Origin of the sequence: Absiella sp. AM29-15, from assembly GCF_003434225.1 — a bacterium.
Taxonomy (GTDB): domain Bacteria; phylum Bacillota_I; class Bacilli_A; order Erysipelotrichales; family Erysipelotrichaceae; genus Hoskinsella; species Hoskinsella hominis.
In genome coordinates, this window is record NZ_QVFL01000025.1 from 28500 (window position 1) to 49612 (window position 21113).

A 21113-nucleotide genomic window follows, 5' to 3' on the forward strand; every position below is an offset into this window, starting at 1 on the left:
ATGGAAAGAAAACTTGCGCCAAAGCGACATGATAAGAAAAAGAAGAAAACAGTAAAACAATCACAGTTTGATTTTTCAGAAGTATATCGACAGTTAAGAACGAATATTGAATATTCCCAATTTGAGGGAGATATTCAAGTAGTCAATCTAACAAGTACAAATCCAGCAGAAGGAAAAAGCTCCGTAGCGAGTAATCTTGCGACAGTCAGTATTGCGAAATATCACAATGTATTATTGATGGACTGTGATTTAAGAAAACCAGTACAACATAAGATTTTTAATGTTTCAAATAAAGTTGGATTAAGCAACTTAATGAAGAATTTTGATAGCTTTGATGTGAATGATGATACATATTTCCAGAAGTTCAAGGATAACACAAGTGATGGAAAGCTTTATTTACTAACAAGCGGGATGAAAGTGCCTAATCCATTAGAACTACTTTCTAGTGAAAAATTCAAACACCTAATTGAAAAGCTAAGAACAAGATTTGATTTTATCGTAATTGATTGTCCACCAGTAGATGCAGTAGCAGATGCGATTCCAATAAGCACAGTAACGGATGGAACGATTTATGTAGTTTCAGCGAAAGAAACTAATAAGAATGATGCGAAAGCAGCAATCACACAGCTACAAAGAAACGGTGCAAATATCTTAGGAACTGTACTTACAAAAGTAGAAGCAGAAGCAAAACACTATTATGGTTATTACTATAATAGTGAGTCATAAGGAAGGTGTATAAAAATGGAATATTTTTATGCATACTTACCAAATAAAAATGAAAAAGAGAACGTTTTAAATTCATTGAATTTGAAGGAAAATCAAATCTATATCGATGATACAGAAAATGATGATATTAGATGGAATGATCTTGTTAAAAAATTAAAAGATAACGATAAGTTACTGGTTCCATCTATTGATTGTATCTCATCAGAAGAAGTTAGTCTAAAAGATAAGCTACAAACATTAAAAGACATTCATGCTCAATTATTAACAATCGATGATGAGGACTTAGATGTCGATGTAATGTTACAACTTATGGATTTCATTGAAGTAAGTAGAAAGAATAGAGCAAGAAAACTTCAACGTGCAGGCATCGATAAGGCGCTAGAAAAGAAATACAAAGGAGAAGGTCGTTTTGGCAGACCAAGAATAAAAGTACCAGATGATTTTGAAGAAAACATCAAAAGGATTATGAGAAAAGAATTAAGCCACGATGCTTATCGAGCGCAATTGGGAATGAAACGATCTACATATTACAAGATCGTGAAAGAAGTCAAAGATTCATGGAGCAAGGATGATAAGAAATAGGAGGCTTACATGGAGAATATAAAGAAGATAGGAAAGCATATTTTCTGGATCATACAGTTAATTGTAAGTCTTGTTTTAACATATAGTGTTTACAAATTATTGCCATTGAAATACCTAGCAATCGTTATATTGATATTAGCTGTTTTATTAGGATTAGTTATCTTTATGCAATTGTCTAGCAAAACGAATAAAACAGTGAAAATAGATAGTAAAGTATTAGCGATTTTTTTAAGTGTGTTGATGATTTTTGTGAATGTAAAAGTTATCAATAAAGCTCAAGAAACTATCAATAAAATCTCAAATGGAAATATTCAAACAACTACTGTTTCTGTCTTAGTGAAGAAAGACAGTGCATTCCAGAAGATAGAAGATTTAGATGGAAAACAGTTTGGTATTATGAAAAACATAGATCGTGAGAATACAGATTTTATGTTAAACCGTTTGAATGAAAAATTCTCAAATCAGGTATCAAAAACGGAATATGCAAGTGGTGAAGAAATGCTTCAAGATCTATTAAATGATAAAACAGATGCCATCATCATGAATGAAGGATTTCGTGATAGCTTTAATCTGATTGATAAAAAGTTTGAATCTGAAACAAAGGTAATTTATACATTGGATAAACAAAAAACGATTGAAAATCTAAAATCAGCTTCTGTCACAAAAGAAAGTTTTATTGTTTATATTTCAGGAATCGATACAACAGGGCCTATTACAACAACAAGTCGTAGCGATGTCAATATGTTAATGGCAGTCAATCCGGTGAAGAAAAAGATTGGATTAGTCTTTATACCACGTGATTATTATGTACCTTTACAATGCCATGATGGTGTATGTGAAACTGGAGCAATGGATAAGCTGACACATGCTGGATTGTATGGAGTTGAAGTAAGCCAGGCCACTATTGAAAATATTCTTGGAGTAGATATCAACTACAATATTAGAATCAATTTTGATACTTTAACAACGATGGTAGATGCATTAGGTGGTATTGACATCAATTCAGATCAAGATGTTAACTTACGCAATGGACCAAGATGTAATATTAAACAAGGTGAAAACCATGTGGATGGAAGATGTGCATTAGGATTTGCGAGAGAGCGATATGCTTATAATGCAGGAGATCGTCATCGTGGAGAAAATCAACAGGAAGTCATTCGTGCAATGATCAATAAGATGACAACGACCAATATCATTAAGAATTATGAATCAATCTTGAATGCAGTACAAGGTATGTTTCAAACAAACATGAAAACAGATGAGATAACAGCATTAATACAAATGCAGATAAATGATATGGCGAAATGGGATGTGCAAAGCACTTTGGTAGATGGTAAAGGAGATATGGTGCCTACATACTCATATGGAAGTACACCACTTTATGTTATGCGACCGTATACTGATTCTATTAGTTCTGCAAAAATATTTATAAATGAAATCATCAAACAAAATGAAGTAAAGAAATGAAAGAAATTATATTAGCAGGAGGATCAGGGAAAAGATTGTATCCATTAATCATGGTGATTTCTAAAAAATTGCTTCTTATTTATGATAAATCAATTATATATTATCCATTATTGATGAGCGCTGGGATCCTTCTGCTTTTTGATAAATAAATTTTGAAAGAAAAATTAGGAATAGCAATGTTAGGGCAAAAAAGAATTCCATCAAGAGAGGGGGTGTAGAAATCGTTGTAGAAGAATTAAGTACAAGGATAGTTGCCTTAGGCCATAGTATTACATGTTTCAATAGAAGAGGTCATCATGTAAGTGGACAGGAGTTTGATGGTAATACTTCAAATGAATATAAGGGAGTAAACCTTAGAACTGTGCCAACCATAAATAAAAAAGGCTTGGTATTGTGTATGGTAAAGGAGAACATGGAAATATGGCACGTCTTTACTCTGGAATTAAAAAACATTATTTCTTCTATACTAGAAAAGATACTATTAAAGCATGTATCTATGTTAAAGAGTTAGTTCATTTCTTTATGTGGAGTTTAGAAAATGGGAAATCTGGAGTATGGAATTGTATGTTTGAACCAGCCTATAATATTGAACAAATTTGTGAAACAATGAAAAAAGCTACTGGAATGAATAGTTGGATTCCTAGTGTAAATGATAAATTTTTAATGGGAGTTGCTGCAATTGTGGGTCCTATTGGTGGTAAAGCAGTTGGTATTCATCCGGCTAGAGTTAAAAAAATAATGGTTAGTACAAACATCAATGGTGACAAATTGAAAAATTCAGGATATCAATTTCATTGGATACTAGAAGAATCTTTTAATGATTGGTTCGAAGATTGTAATAGAGTATGTTTAAAATAGTGAAAATCAAATCGGAAGGAATGATTATATGGGTTATAAAATAGCAGTAGCAGGAACAGGATATGTAGGATTAAGTATTGCCACATTATTAGCTCAACATCATGAAGTTGTTGCGGTTGATATTATCCCAGAAAAAGTAGAATTAATTAACAATAAAAAATCGCCTATTAAAGATGATTATATTGAAAAATACTTAGTTGAAAAAAAATTAAACTTAATAGCTACATTAGATGCAATTGAAGCATATAAAGATGCTAAATTTGTAGTTATTGCAGCACCTACTAACTATGATTCAAAGAAAAACTTCTTTGATACAAGTGCTGTTGAATCAGTAATTAAATTAGTAATGGAAATTAATCCAGATGCTATTATGGTTATTAAATCAACAATACCTGTAGGTTATACACAAAGTATTCGTGAAAAAACAGGAAGTAAAAATATTATTTTCTCTCCTGAATTTTTAAGAGAATCAAAAGCTTTATATGATAACTTATACCCTTCAAGAATTATTGTTGGAACAGATATAAATGATGATAGACTTTTGGAGGCAGCTCATGTGTTCGCTGAACTTCTTCAAGAAGGTGCAATTAAAGATAATGTTGATACATTATTTATGGGATTTACTGAAGCTGAAGCAGTTAAGCTATTTGCAAATACTTATCTAGCTTTACGTGTATCTTATTTTAATGAGTTAGATACTTATGCAGAAATGAAAGGTCTAGATACTAAACAAATTATTAACGGAGTATGTTTAGATCCTAGGATAGGTACGCATTATAATAATCCATCATTTGGATATGGTGGATATTGTTTGCCTAAAGATACAAAACAATTATTAGCTAACTACCAAGATGTACCACAAAATATGATGAGTGCAATTGTTAAATCAAATAGAACAAGAAAAGACTTTATTGCAGATCGTGTTTTAGAAAAAGCAGGATATTACAGTTATCAAGATAACAACGAATATGATTCATCTAATGAAAAAGATATTACCGTTGGTGTATATAGATTAACAATGAAGTCTAATTCAGATAACTTTAGACAATCGTCTATACAAGGTGTAATGAAACGTATCAAAGCTAAAGGCGCAAAAGTAATTATTTATGAACCTACTTTAAAAAATGGTGAAACGTTCTTTGGAAGTGAGATTGTAAATGATTTAGAAATTTTTAAAAAACAAAGTGATGCAATTGTTGCAAATAGATATGATGAGTGTCTAAATGATATTGAAAATAAAGTATACACAAGAGATTTATTTAGAAGGGATTAAAGAACTAATGAATAAAATGAAAAATATTATTAGAATTTTAAGAAAATGTGTCTCTAGAATTTCTCCTGTATTTTCGAACAAAATAATGTATAGAGTAAGAATGCATAAAAAACTAAATATTAAAAATCCTAAAACATTTAACGATAAAATTAACTGGCTTAAGCTTAATAATTATCAAAATAATGAATTAGTAATTAAATGTACAGATAAATATCTGGTGCGAGAATATATAAGAGAGAAAGGTTACGATTATTTATTAAATGATTTGTATTTTTCATGTAATTCTGTAGACGAAATCAAATGGGAAAATCTTCCTCAAAAATTTGTTTTAAAATGCAATCATGGCGCTGGTTATAACATTTTATGTAATGATAAAAACGTTTTTGATTACAAGGCTGCAAAAGTAAAACTAAATAGATGGATAAATGAAGATTTTGGGCTTGTTTCTGTAGAGCCTCATTATAGCAAAATTAAAAGAAAGATTATTTGCGAAAAATTCCTGGAAGATGAGATTAAAGATTATAAGTTTTTTGTTTTAATGGGGAACCATTAATGTTCTATGTATCTGTAGCTCCTGAAGGAAGTTTTAGAAATATGCAAGCAACTTTTTTTGATATGGATGGAAAAGTTTCGCCTTTTACCAGAAAAGATCATGACCCAATAAAAGGTAAAATAAGATTGCCTAAAAAGATTAAAGAAATGGAAAAAATAGCAAGAGATTTATCTGCTGATTTTGATTTTGTAAGAGTGGATTTATTCTGTATAAATGAGAAAATATATTTTTCGGAGCTTACGTTTTCTCCTTGCTCTGATTTTATGCCTTTTTCTCTAGATCATTATGATTTATATTTTGGAAATAAACTAAAGATAAGAAGTTTGGGAGGAAATACATATGGAAATGAATAGTAAGGTTTCAATTATAACACCTGTATATAATGCTTCAGGATTAATATCGGAAACTATAGAAAGTGTAATTAATCAAAGTTATAAAGATTGGGAACTGATTTTGGTTGATGATTGTTCTACTGATAATTCGGCTACAATAATCAAGAAGTATGAAGAATTAGATAATAGGATTAGGTACTATTGTTTAGAATGCAACAGTGGAGCTGCTGTGGCTAGAAATAAAGGATTAGAATTATCTACAGGTAGATATATTGCATATTTAGATGCAGATGATTTATGGTATGTTGAAAAATTAGAAAAACAGGTGAATTACGTTAATGAAAACAACGCGCAATTTATTTGTTGTGATTACGAAAAAATTAATGAAGATGGTTCTAAATTAAATAAAATTGTCAAAATGCCAAAATCTATTACTTATAATCAGTTGTTGAGCAATACAATTATTCAGACAGTTGGTGTATTTATTGATTTACAAAAAGTTAATAAGAAACTACTTGTCATGCCTAATGTTAGAAGAGGCCAAGATTCTGCAACTTGGCTTCAAATGTTGAAGAATGGTGTTAAGTTTAATGGTCAAAACGAAGTGTTAGCTGCATATAGACGTGTGAATAATTCTTTAAGTAGTAACAAATTAAATGCATTAAAAAGAACTTGGTATTTATATAGGGGCGTTGAAAAGTTAAGTATATTTAAATCTATTAGATGTATTTTTGGTTGGGCTTACCACGCAAGTATAAAAAGAATTTACCTCAAAAATAAAGGAGAGTAGTGAATGAAAAAAATTTTGCATGTTGTCGGTTTTTTGGGAAATGGTGGAGATACAACAGCGATCTTAAATGTTTTAAATGCTCAAGAAAACGGTAACGAACAATTTATGTTCGATTTTATTACCCATGATGGTTGTGATTTGGAACTGGTTGAAAAATTAAGGAAAAAAGGATCAAATATATTCATTTTAGAAGGTGATGTAAGAAAAATTGGTGTTTTAAAGTATTATAGATTAATATTAAGTATCTTGAAAAATAATAAATATGACATTATTCATTTTCATACGTCATTTCAATCTTGTGTTGGTTTATACGCTGCAAAAAAATGCAATGTAAATACCAGAATATGTCATTCACACACATCAGATGTTCAAAGAAAGTGCAGTAAGTTAAAAAAAATAATATATCTTCCAATATGTAAGTTATTAATTAATAGATATTCAACAAAATTAGTGGCATGCAGCAAAGTTGCTGCTGATAATTTATTTTTTCAAAATGCTGATGTAGATATGTTGTATAATGGATTAGATATTCAAAAATATAAGACAATTGACAAGAATGAAGTGGATGATATACGAAAGAAATACGGTATATCCGATTCAAAAATCGTAGTTGGTCAAGTTGGAAGATTTAATGATATGAAAAATTTCGAATATACTATAGATTTAGCAAAAAAATTGGATTCGGATAAATATTTATTTATATTGATTGGATCAGGGCCTTTATTTAATAATTTAGAAAAAAAAGTTATTGATGAAAGTATTAATAACGTAGTATTCACGGGTAAAGTTAAAAATGTAAATGATTACATGTCTCTTTTTGATTGCCATTTGTTACCATCTAAATACGGTGAAGGATTACCTGTAGTATTAATTGAACAACAAATAGTAAATGATAAATGTATTTGCATTGCAAATGATAATGTTAGTAAAGAAGCAAATTTAGGAAATGTTAGCTATATATCCATTAATGACGATGCTAAATGGATAAGTACGATAAAAGAATGCAAAAATAAAAAAACAAAATCAATATGTTATGATAATTTTGATATAAAAAACACAGCAATCAAATGGCTATCAATTTATAATTAGTGAAGGAGAAGTTTATGGAGAATAAAGGTGTACTAAAAATTTATAAAATTTCAAGATGGTTATATGAACATAAAATACCAATTTTGCCAAAGATTATAAAAATGTCAATTAGGATTATTTGTGGAGCTACAATACCATATAAAGCAAGTATAGGTGATGGTACAATATTTCCACATGGAGCAAGTGGAGTTGTGCTACATGAAGAGGCAATTATTGGTAGAAACTGTAAAATACAATCAAATGTAGTTATTGGTGGTAGAAGTGGAAAACCAGGGGCTCCTGTAATTGGTGATAATGTATTAATAGGCACAGGTGCAGTCGTTCTTGGAAAAATAAAAATCGGAGATAATGTTGCAATTGGTGCAAATGCTGTGGTCCTAAATGATATAGAAAGTAATTCAGTTGCAGTTGGTATTCCTGCAAAGGTCATAAAAAAAATAGAGGATAAATAAATGACTATTTTTTTATTTCTTATTTTTTTGATTTTGTTACTTGCAATTATCCTTTATGATAGTAATTATAAAAATAAAAAATTATATTCCAGAGTATATTTATGCATTACATTTATTAGTTTATTGATTGTTTCAGGTTGTCGTGGATTAAGTATTGGTACAGATACTAATATGTATGTAAGGGCGTTTAATGCTGTAAAATCAATTCAAGATATGTTTGTATATTATGTAGATAGATTTGAGGTAGGCTATAGATTTTTTAATGTAATGATTAAGCAATTAAGTGATAATCCACACCTTTTGTTATTCTTTAGTTCAGTCCTAATTCTTCTAATGACATATTATTTCTTTTATAAAGAGTCTAAATATCCATGGATGTCTTTATTAATGTTTGTTGGATTAATGTATTATTCAAATTCAATGTGTTTATTAAGACAATATTTAGCTATAGGATTTGTATTTTTAGCTATTGTTTGTTTGGAAAAACAAAAAAGATTTAAATTTCTTGGTTTAGTAATTTTAGCATCTTTATTTCATTCTTCTGCTATTATAACAATTCTATTATATCCATTAATGAAAATTGAAATTACAAATAGTAATCGAAGAATAATTATTGCAGTTGCATTGATATCTACATTATTTGCTAATCAGCTGATAAATCTAGTGATAAGAATTGTACCTAAATATACATCTTATTTGACTTCAGATAAATACTATTTAGAAAATCAAATTGGAACAATTTTAAAAGCTATTCTGCAATTTCTTTTCTTTGTATTTGTTAATTATTCATATAAAAGAAATTATGAGAATAATAAATCTAGTATTTTGAAAATAGGTTATTATTGTTCACTGTTGTCTTGCGTCATCAGTTTTGTTTCAATTAATGGAGCAATATTGGATAGAATGGCTGTCTATTTTTCAATTATCAATTGTATTACAATCCCTAATATGATATTTACTTTCAAATCAATAAATAATAGACGATTATTTGTTGTTATATTGATAATTATTTGCTTAAGTTACTATATAATTATTTTGGTATATAGACCATATTGGTCTGGTATTATTCCATATGTTTTTTGGGAATAGAAGGAGATAAATAGAATGGATTTAAAAAATAAAATCACTTTTTTCTTGAATAAAAATAAAAACATAAAAAAAATCATTAAGATTCCAGTAATATACTTTAGAAGTGTAAAGTCTTATCCAAAAGTAAAAAAAATGTTTGCTCGTGTTTGTAGTGACATTAATACTATTGAGAAAGAAAATATAATATGGTATTTTTGTGCACCAGAACATAACAATTTAGGTGATTTAGCACAAAGAATGTGTATTGAAAATTGGTGTAAGGAAAATTATTCGAATTTTAGGGTGATAGAAATTCCATCAGCAGTCGTAAATAGATTTAATAAGAAAATGCTTGATCTAATGAAAAAGTACTTAAAAGAAGAACATGTTATTATTTTTCAAAGTGGATATACGATGACGGACGGTCATCCAGATGATAAAGTTCGATTAACTATATTGAATGAATTTTATAAGAATAGAGTTTTGATTTTTCCGCAAACAATTTTATATGAAAATAATAACAATATGTTAAGTATGTATGAAACTTTAAAAAAATGTGAACGATTGCTTTTATTGACTAGAGACCAACTATCTTATGATTATGCAAGTCAAAATTTTAAAGGTATCAATATTGAATTATTTCCAGATATTGTTACAACACTAATCGGTAAAAAAGTATACTCTCAAGAGAGAAATGGCATAGCGTTGTGTGTAAGGAATGATGGAGAAAAATATTATTCTTATGGAGAAATTTCTGCTTTAGAAAATGATTTAAGAAAAATATCATCTGTAAATGTTACTGATACAAATGATCGTGAATTAATTGATATAAACTCAAATTCCATTCAAACTGCTGTATGGAAAAAAATTGATACTTTTGCAAATTATAAATTAATGATTACAGATAGATATCATGGTACTATTTTTTCTTTAATTTCAAATACACCTGTAATTGTTATGAAAACAAAAGATCACAAAGTTTCAACAGGAGTAAAGTGGTTTAAGAACATATATGATGATTATGCCTTTTACTGCGATGATATTAAAAATATTAGTAATTTAGCAAGTAATATAATATCTTCGCAAAATAATACTGAAATTAAACCTTATTTTAAACGAGAATACTACGATAAACTTAAGAGTATTTTTGAAAAAATTTAAATCATTATAGATGTTATCTAATTATTGTATTAAACCAAATGAAAATTTTTATAAAGAGTTTGATTTTTTTCTTTTAAAATATTTTCTAGAAGAGTTAAGGAGTGAATTTTGTAGTTATGAACTTACCAAAAAGATGTACTGGATGCATGGCATGTTATTCTACATGTAAAAAAAATGCTATTCAAATTTCTCAAAATACAAAAGGGTTTTACATTCCGTTAATTGATGATTCATTATGTGTTGGTTGTCATCAATGTGAGCATGTTTGTCCAGAATTAAGTGAAATAAGTAAAAGTAAATGGGAAAAATGCTATGCAGGATGGACAAAAAACGATAGTGTTAGAGAAAAAAGTAGTTCCGGAGGTCTATTTTTTGAGATGGCTTCAGTAATTATTTCAATTGGCGGAATTGTTTATGGCGTTAGCATAGACGATAGAAATTTAATAAAGCACGAACGTTTTGTAAATATTAATGATATAAAGAAATCACAAGGTAGTAAATACGTTCAAAGTTATGTCGGAAATATATTTATTGATGTTGAAAAGGACTTAATACAAGGGAAATTTGTTTTATTTAGTGGTGTTGCTTGTCAAATCGCAGGCTTAAAAAAATATTTACGAAAAGAATATGAAAATTTAATTACAATTGATGTTTTGTGTCACGGAGCACCATCTCCAAGAGTATTTAATGATTATTTACAAGATAACAAATTAACTAAGATTGATAATATAAATTTTAGATATAAAAAACCAAGTTGGAATGTATTTAGTATGAGAATTGATCTGAAGGATAATAGAGTATATGAAAAAAATACTTGTGTTGATCCATATTTGAGATTGTTTTTGACCGACTTGATAACAAATGACGTATGCGACACATGCAAATATGTTGGTGAAGAGAGAGTATCTGATATAACATTAGCAGATTTTTGGGGATATGTTTCTGAAACAAGGCAACTACGTAATGATGAAAAAGGAATTTCTTTAATATTAATAAATTCAGAAAAAGGGAATAATCTTATTAAAAAGTTACCAAATGTAAAATTGTTTGAAAAAAATTTCATTGAAGCAAAAAATGGTAATAAATGTTTAACAAGCGCATTCAAGAAAAATAAATTGTATACTGATTTTTGGCTAGATTATGAAAAAGAAGGATATAATTACTGTATTAATAAATACTATACAGAACAATATACTAGTTCAAAAAGAAAATTGTCATTTTTTATAAATGATCATGCTTATCTACTACCTAGATTTATTAGAAATAAACTATTTAGTGAAAAGTATAAGCGTAGAGGATTAATCAATGAATAAAAATAAAGAACTGGTAAAAAATACCATTATAATCTTTATTGGGAAAGCTTGTACACAGTTTATCACGATTTTATTATTACCATTATATACAAAGTATTTAATTTCATCTGAATTTGGAATAGTTGATTTAGTAATTACTTATATATCGTTGTTTGTACCTATACTATCACTTGATTTAGAAATGGCAGCATTTAGATTTTTAGTTGATAAAAGAAAAGATATTGAAGAATCGAAACGCATTATTACTACCATTCTTTTTACTTTAACAGTTATTGCAATTTTTTGCACTATTTTATTTATTCCACTTTCTTTCTTTCTTAATATTAAATACAAATATTTAATATATATTGTGATAATTATGAGTTATTTTTCTCAATATTTTATTCAAGTTTCTAGAGGTTTAGGGAAAAATATTAATTATTCAATATCTTGTTGCATCAATGGTATAACTACGGTTTTTTTAAATGTAATTTTTATTCCAGTTTTAAAAATGGAAGCTGACGGAATGCTTTTGAGTATGATAATAGCAAATATTATGACTATTAGTTATCTTTTCTATTCTCTAGATTTAAAAAAATATATATCGTTTAATGCTATAAGATTAAACTATTTGAAAGAAATATTATCATATTCAATACCATTAATTCCAAATGGTATATCATGGTGGATAGTGAATGCATCGGATAGAACAATTATATCAATAATGCTTAGTGTATCGGCAAATGGTATTTATGCTGTATCTAATAAGTTCTCTTCTCTTTTTATAGGTGTGTTTAACGTATTTCAGCTATCATGGGCTGAATCAGTTAGTTTACATGTAAATGAAAATGATAGTAATAGATTCATATCTAATGTGATTAATATAGTATTAAAAGCATTTACTTGTCTAGGTATGCTTTTGATTGCAGTAATGCCAATAGTATTCAGATTGTTCATAGATGATAAATATAATGCAGCTTTAGACAATGTACCAATATTAATAGTTGCAATGATTTTCAATGTTGCGGTTGGATTATATAGTGCTATATACATTGCAAAAAAAATGACGAAACAGGTAATGAATACATCAATTGTTTCAGCTATCGTTAATATAATAATTAATCTATTGTTAATTAGTTATATTGGTTTATATGCTGCATCAATTTCAACTTTAATTGCGTATGCTGTTATGGCTATTTATCGACATTTTGACATCAAAAAAATGATTGATATCCATTTGGATAGAAAATATATGTTTAAAAGCGTTATATTAATGATAGTTATATTTGCATTATTTTATCAAAAAAACGTATATTGTACAATTATGATGATTTTAATTGCATTAGTTGAGTGTTTATTAAATTTTAAATATATATTAAAATTAGTTAAACTAAAATAGTATCATATTACTTTTTGTAAATGCTGTTTTTAATAGAATATTATCAGAACAAAGTATAGAATACACAGAAAATTATGATCTGTGTCTTTTTTTAGGACTATTTTACGAAGTAAACATCAAATAACTCGTAGCTAGTAAACGTTAACTGAATCTTATAAAATTCAAATAAGATGAAGGAGGTACTGTTAATGCCAAGACAAAATATGGAAGAACAAATAGAATATTGAAGCAATATAATTAACATCCGAGAAGATGAATGTAAAAAAAACATCAAATTGAATCAATTATATTACAAATGAAAAATAAAATTAATGAAGAATGTAGTAATGAATAAACTGGATTTGTTGAATTAGGTTAAAAATAAGAAATATGAAATTAAATGCGTTTTGTTGTGTACATATAGGATAATAATTTTTTAATATGCTAATAAGAATTACATTATCAATTTTTCAGATTTTTTTAAACAATCGTTTTAGTCCGTAGAAACGCTCATAGACAGTTTTTGCTCTTTTCATTTTTAATGAGCTATAAATCTTTTCTACATAAGAGAAATAGACGTGTTCTTTTTCTATTTCTTTTAATAGATCCTACAACTTCCAGTTTTTGTTATGTTTGATGAATATAGTTTTTTTGCATTTCACAATGAAGTAGTTTAGTAAATTTCGTGAATTTTCTAATGTCATCATTAGCATCTTCAAATACAACATATCACTTTTTGAATTAAAGTTAAATGTAAATCTTCTAAAATATCATGTTGTCTTTACTTTATGGTTAGAACCGAAAACAATCGTTTCAGGCGCCAATTAATTAATTTTTAAAAATATTATATTGAAGCAGAAAATACTGAGTGTTATAATTTCCTTAAAGAATAGGAGGAACATGAGTATGATTCCCAAGAATATGACAGAAGAAGAACTAAAGAAAAATGTTGAGTTTTGTAAATTAATCTAATGACAGATGTTGTAGATGCATTTCATGCATTTAAAGAAAAATTTCATGACTTTTACAAGGCATCCATGAAAGAGTATGAACAAGAACTTATCTTTGATGATTCCATGGTGAAAAAGATTGTAGAGAAAAATCATTAGAGAGTAGCGATGATAAAGTTAGACAAAAGGCATGTGGAATGTATTGGAAATTACAATATAAGGCAATGTATTTAGCAAATTAAGAAGAACTGTTTCATGAAAAATATGGCTTTTCTATTAATGAGTTATCTATTGCATACCGCATCTTGCTTGATATTGAAAAATGTAATGAGTTAACATATAATCAGTTAATAAGCCTTGCGAAAAAACTATCAACGAATAATATTCAAATAGTAGATATCATCTCATATCTAAAAGGCAATATATAAAATAAACCCCGCCAATTCATTTTGACGGGGTTTATTTTTATGCTTTTTTCAATCCTTCCTTAGCCTTATAGAAACGCTCATAGACAGCTTTTATCTCATCCATAGAACATTGCTTCTGGATGGCATCATAGGCTGCGTAGAAGGCTGTTTCGTAAGCTTTCCAGGAGTCTTTGGTATAATCATCAATGATTAGATGTTGACTTTCATTTAACATGGTGTGAATCTTTTCTACATAAGCGAAATAGGCGTGTTCCTTTTCGATTTCTTGTAATAGATCACATAGCTTCCAGTTTTTGTTGTGTTCGGTAAGCATTGCTTTTTGTGGCATTTCACAATGTAATAACTTACTGAATTTTGTGAATTCTCTAATGGTATCATCATCCACGTCTTCAAATACCATCAAATCCATAGCGATACGTTCACCTTTTTCTGATTGCTTCGTAAAGTCTGCAAGTTTCATCAGATATCCCACCTGCTGGCTGTTTTCTTCATCACTTACAACAATCGGAGTTAAATGTAAATCTTCTAATATTTTACAAACATTGTCTTTCTTTTCAGGGTTTGCACCAAAATATAATAGTACGTTTTTCATGTGTATTAAATCCTTTCAAATAGTTTTTTTGCGGATTTATCAACAAGTATACGAAGTACAAGTGTTAAAGCAATACATACCACAGTAACAAGGGTAGTAGTCATTGTGATATCATCAAATGGTAACATAAATACTGCAAATACCATTAAACCACATAAAGCCATACCACCCATCATGGCAATCATTGCGGTCATGTTTTGTTTAACAGCGGCAGCTTCCTGTTCCCAAACAAGCTTTGGATGTGCCATATCTACTAAGATACCAGCATAATTTCCTAAAAGTGTCGTAATGATACTTGCCAAGAAACAAACAATATAATAATAGATTGGCAGGTAAGGGAAAATCACATAGGCGATAATTACCGTAACCAGCATGGAAATCAGGGAAACGATAATACCGCAGTTTGTTTTCGCATGAATCTGCTGCTTAAATTCCATCGGAATGTATTTCATAAACATCACATTGCTGCCTTCACGAGAAATAGCTGTCGCTGAAATCAGATTCATATTCGCAAACAGGATACCACCAGCAAGACCAATTAAAACGGCATAAGGCAAAAAGCCTTCAAAAGAGAATCCTGATAATGCAGATAAATCTATGTCCGATGCACTTGTAAAGTATATGATGATAAATACAATAGGCATGATAGCACTTGTACCAATACAATTCAAGAAATATACAGGGGTGCGGATCAATAATTTGAATTCTTTCATCATATAGGTCTGTACCTTGTTTTTCTGATGTGTTGTTTTATCAAATTCTTTGTCAGATAATTTCTTACGATTGCTTCCGGTTTCATTAAATCCAATAGCACCTTTGAAATATACCATTTTGCCAATAAACAAGAAGCATGCTACTGCGGCAATGGTGATAACGATATTTATGATAAATGAGAGAATATCAGCGTTATACAAGGCCTTTGCGGCGTATGGGACACCAGGGAAGATCAAAGACAACATATTGATCAAGGAATTATTTCCATCCATCAAGATAGATATCAACTGTTGTGGCTCTATATTTTGCATACTCTCAGAATTCATGAAATAACTAAATCCCATGGCGATTATAACTGCTACGATACCACCAATCATATTAAAACGATCACGATTCTTAAAGAATGGCACAAAACGCATAACTAACATTGAAATGATACTGCTTAAAATTAGTGGATAAACAGGTAGTGTTAAAACTACAATCACAGCAAAAATATAGAATAAAGGGGTAACATCTACATTGTGTACATATGCCACAAGTAAGGGAATCGCAACTGCCAAAGAGAATATATATTCATAAATCAGACAGACCGTAAACTTACTTGCCAGAATGGTCTGTGGCTTAATAGGCAGGGACAATAATGTTTCACTGTCTTTACTGAAATAAAAGACACTTGGAATCAGAAAGATAGAAAATAAGAATGTGACGAAATTTGCAATCTGGAATCCAAAACCAATCATTACACCTTCCTGGTGAATTTGTGCTAAGACTTTAATTAGTTCATCAAACATGTAATAGAATACAAATACCATAGGGAAACAACAGATGAATAAGATGATATACATAAAGATCTGGAATCCTTTTTTACTTTTTCCATCCGTTAATGACCCCATTGTATTCTTGACAAGAACTTTGGTCAGAGATAAAAACTTACGCATGTTGAATGACCTCTAAGAATAAGGATTCCAGAGAATCACAATCAGGATGCTGTGCTTGTAATTCTTCCAAAGTGCCAAAGAAAATGATATGACCTTTATCAATGATCGCAACTTTATCACAAAGCTTTTCCGCAACTTCCAAAACGTGAGTAGAGAAGAATACTGTATTGCCTTTGGCAGCATGCTCCTTCATCATTTCTTTTAATGAGTAAGAAGATTGTGGATCAAGACCAGTCATTGGTTCATCCAGAATCCATACATTTGGATCAGAAATCAATACACCCATAATGACAATTTTCTGACGCATACCATGAGAATAAGATAAGATCTTATCATTTAAAGCATTTTCCATTTCAAATACTTTCGCAAGATGTGCAATACGCTCTTTTCTTACATTGCTTTCTACTTCATAAATATCGCCCATAAAATTTAAATATTCGATTCCTTTTAAACGCAAGAAGATATCTGCGTTGTCAGGTACGATGCCAAATTCTTTTTTTGCTTCTAATGGCTCTTTTACAATGTTTTTGCCATTGATTAAAATTTCCCCTTCATCTGGATTCAATACACCAGTAATCATTTTGATCGTTGTGGTTTTACCTGCACCATTTGGTCCGATAAAGCCTATGATTTCACCAGTTGGTATCGTTAATGAAATAGCATCAACGGCTTTATGTTTTCCTCCATATACTTTTGTGACATTTTTAATTTCAATCATGTTGTTCATCCTTTCTTTCACACGTTTTGTGTGATTTTACGATATAATACATAAGAGTAGATACAAGGAGCAATTGCTAATATACAAATAGTAATCATAAATAAGTCCATGATCATGTGACTGCTTTTAAGAAACATAGTTATGATAATCATCAGGATTCCACCAAAGAACCAAAGCTTTCCTGCCATGCGATGGGTTTTCATCCATACGGTTTCATTGGATAATGTCCATGGTGTTTTGATACCAATGAAATAATTTGTTTTAAACTTTGGCATCAAATTACCCATGATTGTGAATACAGCACCACATAATAAACTCATCATAAAAGAGATATTGATTAAATCAGGATCAAAACATGCAACCCACGTGATTACCCATAAACAAAAAATAAATAGGTAAACTGCTAATTGAATCACTTCCAATGTATGTTTGAAACGTTCGTAGTTGCTGCCTTTTGGATCAATATACTTCAAGATAGCAAAACCGATTTTCATCAATAATAAGAATACTGCTGGAAAGAAGATAAATAATTTTGATGCATAATCATCAATCTGACCGTTTAAATTCCAATGGACAGGAATTTGATCAGGCAGTTTTGTGTAAAATAAAAGGTTCACAATGATCATGCCAAAGAATAATACATAAAAGATTTTCTGTTTCCCCATATCATTCATTTCCTTTCCTCAAAGATGTGATCCATCCTATGATTTCATCAATCACACTGGTATTCAGCTCATAATAAATATGCTTGCCGATTCGCTCATCACTGATCAAATCAGCCTGCTTAAGAACTGACAGATGGTGGGAGATAGTTGCGTTTGTCATAGAAAAGTGCGAGACGATTTCACCAGCACTCATTTTTCCATCCTTCAACAACGTGATGATCTCCCTTCTAGTAGGATCAGATAACGCTTTAAAAGTTTCCTGAAATCCCATTTCATCACCTCGACTAGAACATTTAGATAAATGTCTAAATGTATGATAGCACAATCAAAAAACTTTGTAAATCAAAATTGCACATTTCTTATCTATTTGCATAAATCTTATTTTTCTTATTATATCAAATGGAATGGCAGTATGTAAAATATATGGTAAAATAAAACACGAGGAGTGATTCGCATGAGTAAAAAATCAGGAAAAAAGAAAAATCCATGGATATGGCGTATTTTATTTGTAATTGCACTGGGGGTGTTCATTTATAGTGGATACCAGCTGTATGATATATTTTCTCAAAATCATGAAGAAGGAAAAGAAAAAGCGGAATTAATTAATATTGCAGAGATACCAGAAAAACCGAAACCGGAAGAAGAACCTTTTACAATCAACTGGAAGGCTTTAAAAGAAGCAAATCCTGAAATTGTTGGATGGATCATTATTCCTGATACGGATATCAATTATCCCATCGTTCATGGAAGTGATAATTCTTTCTATTTGACACATACTTTTTTAAAGGCTGAAAACTATGCGGGTGCGATTTTCATGGATTATCAGGCAAATGGTGAATTTAAGGATAATAACACTTTTATTTTTGGACATAATGTTAAACATGGAACGATGTTTGCGGAATTAGAAAATTTTAAGGATGCTGGATTCTATACATCTCATCCATATGTATATCTGTTTACACCAGATGGCAATTATCGTTGTGAAGTCATCAGTATGTATTCTACAAAAGATGGCAGTCCATCTTATACCACATATTCCGGAGATGAACAAAGCTATTTAGCATATATTGATATGATTAAAGGCTTGGCAGAAAACAAACGAGATGTCGAAATGAATGCAAGTGATCGTATGATTACATTATCAACCTGTTCCTATGAAGTTAATGGGGAAGCAAGTGATGCCAGATATTTGTTGCATGCGAAGATGGTACCATGGAATGGAGAATATAAAGTAAAAGAAAATAAAAAATAATATAAAAGGCACGAAGAAATGACTTTGTGCCTGATTTTGTAAAGAAGGGAGGTTTAAAAATGAGTGTGTTTATTTTAAAAAAATATGATAAAGAGCTTATCAAGTTTGAGATGCATAAGAATTTTTATGATGAAATGATTGTGGAAATATTATGGAAAAGCAAGGATGTATTTGATTATGGTTGAAGAGCAGAATGATTCCTCGTAATCGAGCGTTTGTAAAAGAAATATTGATGAGTCAGGGATTAAATGAAAATGACTTAGAAGAATCTTTGAAAATCTGCATGGCATTGTCTGTGAATGATATCTATTGGGTGGTAGAAGAAGACTTTCATGGACGCTTTGATGATTATAATCTTTATGATAATAGTTTTTCAGAGGCATTAAGCTTGGTGGCATTTACCGGATACAGTGAAACACTTAAAGAACTTAGCCCTAGTCCAGAAATGACAACCAATGGTATGTTGCCAAAAGCATGGAAAAGAGTGCAAAATACTTTATATTTATATAAAGGGGGAATAAATGCAGAACTATATTCAAATGGAGGAAGAGAACCTTATTCAGAATGTTATGCAGCACAAGTAGCGAAGGCTATGGGAATTATACATGTTTCATATGATTTAGAAATTTGGAAAGGCATATTGGCATCTGTTTGTGAAAACTTTACATCAAAAGATATATCTTATGTACCTATTGGTCATGTATTGGAAGAATATTCTATTTCATGCCTAGTGGATAAAGTCAAAAAGTTAGGCTTTGTAAAAGATTTTAAGCACATGATTTTGTTTGATGCATTGATATTAAATGAAGATCGTCACTTTGGCAATTTTGGATTACTAAAAAATAATGCAACAAATAAATTTACAGGGTTTGCGCCTTTATTTGACCATGGTATTTCATTATTCTCTTATTTGAAAGATGAAGATATCATGAATAAAAAACGCTTTGATGAATACAAGATAGCACATAGTCAATCAGCGCTTGGAGCAACGCATGAAAAACTGATTACATGGTTTTGTGATCATGAGGATATAAAATATCTAAAGAAACTGTATAATTTTCATTTCTATAAGCATCCACACTATAATTTGAGTGATGAGCGATTAAAAATACTGGAAAATTATATTTATATGCGTTCCATAGAATTAAGTGAATTGATTCTTCATGGGGAAAAAGAAGTAATCAAACAAGATACAGATACGGATGATTATACAAGGAGAATTCCTTGGTGTTCGTTATCAGTTTACAGGGAATGAAGAAAAAGGTGGATTATGTATTCTGATAGGTGAATCTCTTCAATTAGATCGTTTGATGATCCATTCTGATGATTTAAAACTGATGGATGTTGTGACGTTTATTGAAAACAAAATTGAAGAAATTCAAAGAAAAAATGATATAGATATCTAAAAATAGAGATGCCGGAAAGCGATGGCAAAGTGCCGAAAAAGTGCCGAAAAAGTGCCGGAAAGTGATAATGGATTACTAAAAAGTGTTGGCAACTATATTAAAGTCGAGTTAACAAAGCAGCAACAAATTATTTATAAACGAATTGTAGAAAAAGGTGAAGTTACCACGGTTGAAGTGGAAAATCTATTAGGAGTAAAACAAAGAAGGGCACGTGCGATATTAAAAGAAATGATAGATAAAAATATAATCACAAGGATTGGTGCGTCAAAAAATACAAGGTATATTTTGAAAGAAACCAATCACTAAGGAAACATGAAAAAAGTAGAAAAACTACTTTTTTTTGCTTTTTCGCATACACTTGGATGAGGTGGTTTCCCATGTTCAATAAAAAAAGCAGACGACTAACAATTGAGATATTAATACTGGTTG

The 21113-nt window shown here is 29.7% G+C and carries 23 protein-coding genes and 2 pseudogenes; 20 read left to right on the forward strand and 5 right to left on the reverse strand.

The genetic code is table 11. The features are described 5' to 3' along the window. From DW761_RS19505 to DW761_RS21565, 15 genes and pseudogenes are all read left to right on the forward strand, one after another. Positions 1-726: a CpsD/CapB family tyrosine-protein kinase gene (locus DW761_RS19505; RefSeq protein ID WP_117453498.1), complete on the forward strand. Its 726-nt coding sequence runs from the start codon at positions 1-3 to the stop codon at positions 724-726. Between the two features lie 15 nt (positions 727-741). Beyond that, a complete protein-coding gene (locus tag DW761_RS19510) occupies positions 742-1308 on the forward strand; it encodes a hypothetical protein (protein ID WP_117519096.1) in 567 nt (188 codons plus the stop codon). Positions 1309-1317: 9 nt separating this feature from the next. Further along, on the forward strand, positions 1318-2775 hold the full coding sequence (locus tag DW761_RS19515; protein WP_117519097.1) for an LCP family protein: 1458 nt from the start codon (positions 1318-1320) through the stop codon (positions 2773-2775). After that, positions 2772-2903, forward strand: a pseudogene (locus tag DW761_RS19520) (sugar phosphate nucleotidyltransferase); the annotation flags it as partial. The gene DW761_RS19515 and the pseudogene DW761_RS19520, both read left to right, overlap by 4 nt. 292 nt (positions 2904-3195) lie before the next feature. After that, the gene (locus tag DW761_RS19530; RefSeq protein ID WP_158552330.1) at positions 3196-3633 is read left to right on the forward strand and encodes a hypothetical protein; all 438 of its coding nucleotides are present in this window, start codon (positions 3196-3198) and stop codon (positions 3631-3633) included. Positions 3634-3661: 28 nt separating this feature from the next. Continuing rightward, complete coding sequence (locus tag DW761_RS19535) at positions 3662-4906, forward strand: nucleotide sugar dehydrogenase (RefSeq protein ID WP_117519098.1); 1245 nt, start codon at positions 3662-3664, stop codon at positions 4904-4906. Between the two features lie 100 nt (positions 4907-5006). Next, positions 5007-5812 (forward strand): annotated as a pseudogene (locus tag DW761_RS21560) (ATP-grasp fold amidoligase family protein). After that, positions 5799-6581: a glycosyltransferase family 2 protein gene (locus DW761_RS19550; protein ID WP_199483635.1), complete on the forward strand. Its 783-nt coding sequence runs from the start codon at positions 5799-5801 to the stop codon at positions 6579-6581. Before DW761_RS21560 ends, DW761_RS19550 begins: the two are co-directional and overlap by 14 nt. 3 nt (positions 6582-6584) lie before the next feature. Then, entirely contained in the window at positions 6585-7670 is a 1086-nt protein-coding gene (locus tag DW761_RS19555) for a glycosyltransferase (protein ID WP_117453505.1), read from the forward strand. A gap of 14 nt (positions 7671-7684) precedes the next feature. Further along, complete coding sequence (locus DW761_RS19560; RefSeq protein WP_117453506.1) at positions 7685-8122, forward strand: serine O-acetyltransferase; 438 nt, start codon at positions 7685-7687, stop codon at positions 8120-8122. Further along, positions 8123-9211, forward strand: a complete 1089-nt coding sequence (locus tag DW761_RS19565; protein WP_117453507.1) for an EpsG family protein — start codon at positions 8123-8125, stop codon at positions 9209-9211. It abuts the gene before it with no gap. 15 nt (positions 9212-9226) lie between these two features. After that, positions 9227-10351, forward strand: a complete 1125-nt coding sequence (locus tag DW761_RS19570) for a polysaccharide pyruvyl transferase family protein (RefSeq protein ID WP_117453508.1) — start codon at positions 9227-9229, stop codon at positions 10349-10351. Positions 10352-10467: 116 nt separating this feature from the next. Beyond that, on the forward strand, positions 10468-11664 hold the full coding sequence (locus DW761_RS19575; protein WP_117453509.1) for a Coenzyme F420 hydrogenase/dehydrogenase, beta subunit C-terminal domain: 1197 nt from the start codon (positions 10468-10470) through the stop codon (positions 11662-11664). After that, positions 11657-13042, forward strand: a complete 1386-nt coding sequence (locus DW761_RS19580; RefSeq protein WP_117453510.1) for a lipopolysaccharide biosynthesis protein — start codon at positions 11657-11659, stop codon at positions 13040-13042. The genes DW761_RS19575 and DW761_RS19580 overlap by 8 nt, the downstream gene beginning before the upstream one ends. Positions 13043-13992: 950 nt before the next feature. Next, positions 13993-14130, forward strand: coding sequence for a hypothetical protein (locus DW761_RS21565; protein WP_158552732.1), 138 nt, complete (start codon positions 13993-13995; stop codon positions 14128-14130). 306 nt (positions 14131-14436) lie between these two features. Here DW761_RS21565 and DW761_RS19585 read toward each other — a convergent pair whose 3' ends face one another. From DW761_RS19585 to DW761_RS19605, 5 genes are read right to left on the reverse strand one after another with little or no spacing between them, the layout of a single operon-like run. Next, a complete protein-coding gene (locus DW761_RS19585; RefSeq protein ID WP_117453511.1) occupies positions 14437-14991 on the reverse strand; it encodes a DUF3783 domain-containing protein in 555 nt (184 codons plus the stop codon). Positions 14992-14996: 5 nt separating this feature from the next. Further along, positions 14997-16643 (reverse strand): putative ABC transporter permease subunit, encoded by a 1647-nt coding sequence (locus tag DW761_RS19590; RefSeq protein ID WP_117453512.1) that lies wholly within the window; start codon positions 16641-16643, stop codon positions 14997-14999. After that, positions 16636-17361 carry an ABC transporter ATP-binding protein gene (locus tag DW761_RS19595; protein WP_117453513.1) on the reverse strand — a complete coding sequence of 242 codons (726 nt, stop codon included), beginning with the start codon at positions 17359-17361 and terminating at the stop codon, positions 16636-16638. Before DW761_RS19595 ends, DW761_RS19590 begins: the two co-directional genes overlap by 8 nt. Positions 17362-17378: 17 nt before the next feature. After that, positions 17379-18026 carry an SdpI family protein gene (locus tag DW761_RS19600; protein WP_158552332.1) on the reverse strand — a complete coding sequence of 216 codons (648 nt, stop codon included), beginning with the start codon at positions 18024-18026 and terminating at the stop codon, positions 17379-17381. Between the two features lies 1 nt (position 18027). Then, positions 18028-18297, reverse strand: a complete 270-nt coding sequence (locus DW761_RS19605) for an autorepressor SdpR family transcription factor (protein WP_117453515.1) — start codon at positions 18295-18297, stop codon at positions 18028-18030. A gap of 183 nt (positions 18298-18480) precedes the next feature. Here DW761_RS19605 and srtB point away from each other — a divergent pair, with 183 nt between their 5' ends. From srtB to DW761_RS19625, 5 genes are read left to right on the forward strand one after another with little or no spacing between them, the layout of a single operon-like run. Beyond that, positions 18481-19278, forward strand: a complete 798-nt coding sequence (gene srtB, locus DW761_RS19610; RefSeq protein WP_117453516.1) for a class B sortase — start codon at positions 18481-18483, stop codon at positions 19276-19278. Positions 19279-19337: 59 nt separating this feature from the next. Further along, positions 19338-19463 (forward strand): hypothetical protein, encoded by a 126-nt coding sequence (locus DW761_RS21720; RefSeq protein WP_255411932.1) that lies wholly within the window; start codon positions 19338-19340, stop codon positions 19461-19463. 8 nt (positions 19464-19471) lie between these two features. Beyond that, positions 19472-20533 carry an XRE family transcriptional regulator gene (locus DW761_RS19615; RefSeq protein ID WP_117453517.1) on the forward strand — a complete coding sequence of 354 codons (1062 nt, stop codon included), beginning with the start codon at positions 19472-19474 and terminating at the stop codon, positions 20531-20533. Next, complete coding sequence (locus DW761_RS19620) at positions 20481-20684, forward strand: hypothetical protein (protein WP_117453518.1); 204 nt, start codon at positions 20481-20483, stop codon at positions 20682-20684. The genes DW761_RS19615 and DW761_RS19620 overlap by 53 nt, the downstream gene beginning before the upstream one ends. Before the next feature lie 21 nt (positions 20685-20705). Beyond that, the gene (locus DW761_RS19625) at positions 20706-20990 is read left to right on the forward strand and encodes a hypothetical protein (RefSeq protein ID WP_117453519.1); all 285 of its coding nucleotides are present in this window, start codon (positions 20706-20708) and stop codon (positions 20988-20990) included. Positions 20991-21113: the final 123 nt, after the last annotated feature.

Coding starts and splice junctions, on each gene's coding strand:
- DW761_RS19505 (WP_117453498.1), top strand. CDS start 1: ATGGAAAGAAAACTTGCGCCAAAGCGACATGATAAGAAAAAGAAGAAA.
- DW761_RS19510 (WP_117519096.1), top strand. CDS start 742: ATGGAATATTTTTATGCATACTTACCAAATAAAAATGAAAAAGAGAAC.
- DW761_RS19515 (WP_117519097.1), top strand. CDS start 1,318: ATGGAGAATATAAAGAAGATAGGAAAGCATATTTTCTGGATCATACAG.
- DW761_RS19530 (WP_158552330.1), top strand. CDS start 3,196: ATGGCACGTCTTTACTCTGGAATTAAAAAACATTATTTCTTCTATACT.
- DW761_RS19535 (WP_117519098.1), top strand. CDS start 3,662: ATGGGTTATAAAATAGCAGTAGCAGGAACAGGATATGTAGGATTAAGT.
- DW761_RS19550 (WP_199483635.1), top strand. CDS start 5,799: ATGGAAATGAATAGTAAGGTTTCAATTATAACACCTGTATATAATGCT.
- DW761_RS19555 (WP_117453505.1), top strand. CDS start 6,585: ATGAAAAAAATTTTGCATGTTGTCGGTTTTTTGGGAAATGGTGGAGAT.
- DW761_RS19560 (WP_117453506.1), top strand. CDS start 7,685: ATGGAGAATAAAGGTGTACTAAAAATTTATAAAATTTCAAGATGGTTA.
- DW761_RS19565 (WP_117453507.1), top strand. CDS start 8,123: ATGACTATTTTTTTATTTCTTATTTTTTTGATTTTGTTACTTGCAATT.
- DW761_RS19570 (WP_117453508.1), top strand. CDS start 9,227: ATGGATTTAAAAAATAAAATCACTTTTTTCTTGAATAAAAATAAAAAC.
- DW761_RS19575 (WP_117453509.1), top strand. CDS start 10,468: ATGAACTTACCAAAAAGATGTACTGGATGCATGGCATGTTATTCTACA.
- DW761_RS19580 (WP_117453510.1), top strand. CDS start 11,657: ATGAATAAAAATAAAGAACTGGTAAAAAATACCATTATAATCTTTATT.
- DW761_RS21565 (WP_158552732.1), top strand. CDS start 13,993: ATGACAGATGTTGTAGATGCATTTCATGCATTTAAAGAAAAATTTCAT.
- DW761_RS19585 (WP_117453511.1), bottom strand. CDS start 14,991: ATGAAAAACGTACTATTATATTTTGGTGCAAACCCTGAAAAGAAAGAC.
- DW761_RS19590 (WP_117453512.1), bottom strand. CDS start 16,643: ATGCGTAAGTTTTTATCTCTGACCAAAGTTCTTGTCAAGAATACAATG.
- DW761_RS19595 (WP_117453513.1), bottom strand. CDS start 17,361: ATGATTGAAATTAAAAATGTCACAAAAGTATATGGAGGAAAACATAAA.
- DW761_RS19600 (WP_158552332.1), bottom strand. CDS start 18,026: ATGGGGAAACAGAAAATCTTTTATGTATTATTCTTTGGCATGATCATT.
- DW761_RS19605 (WP_117453515.1), bottom strand. CDS start 18,297: ATGGGATTTCAGGAAACTTTTAAAGCGTTATCTGATCCTACTAGAAGG.
- srtB (WP_117453516.1), top strand. CDS start 18,481: ATGAGTAAAAAATCAGGAAAAAAGAAAAATCCATGGATATGGCGTATT.
- DW761_RS21720 (WP_255411932.1), top strand. CDS start 19,338: ATGAGTGTGTTTATTTTAAAAAAATATGATAAAGAGCTTATCAAGTTT.
- DW761_RS19615 (WP_117453517.1), top strand. CDS start 19,472: ATGATTCCTCGTAATCGAGCGTTTGTAAAAGAAATATTGATGAGTCAG.
- DW761_RS19620 (WP_117453518.1), top strand. CDS start 20,481: ATGATTATACAAGGAGAATTCCTTGGTGTTCGTTATCAGTTTACAGGG.
- DW761_RS19625 (WP_117453519.1), top strand. CDS start 20,706: ATGGCAAAGTGCCGAAAAAGTGCCGAAAAAGTGCCGGAAAGTGATAAT.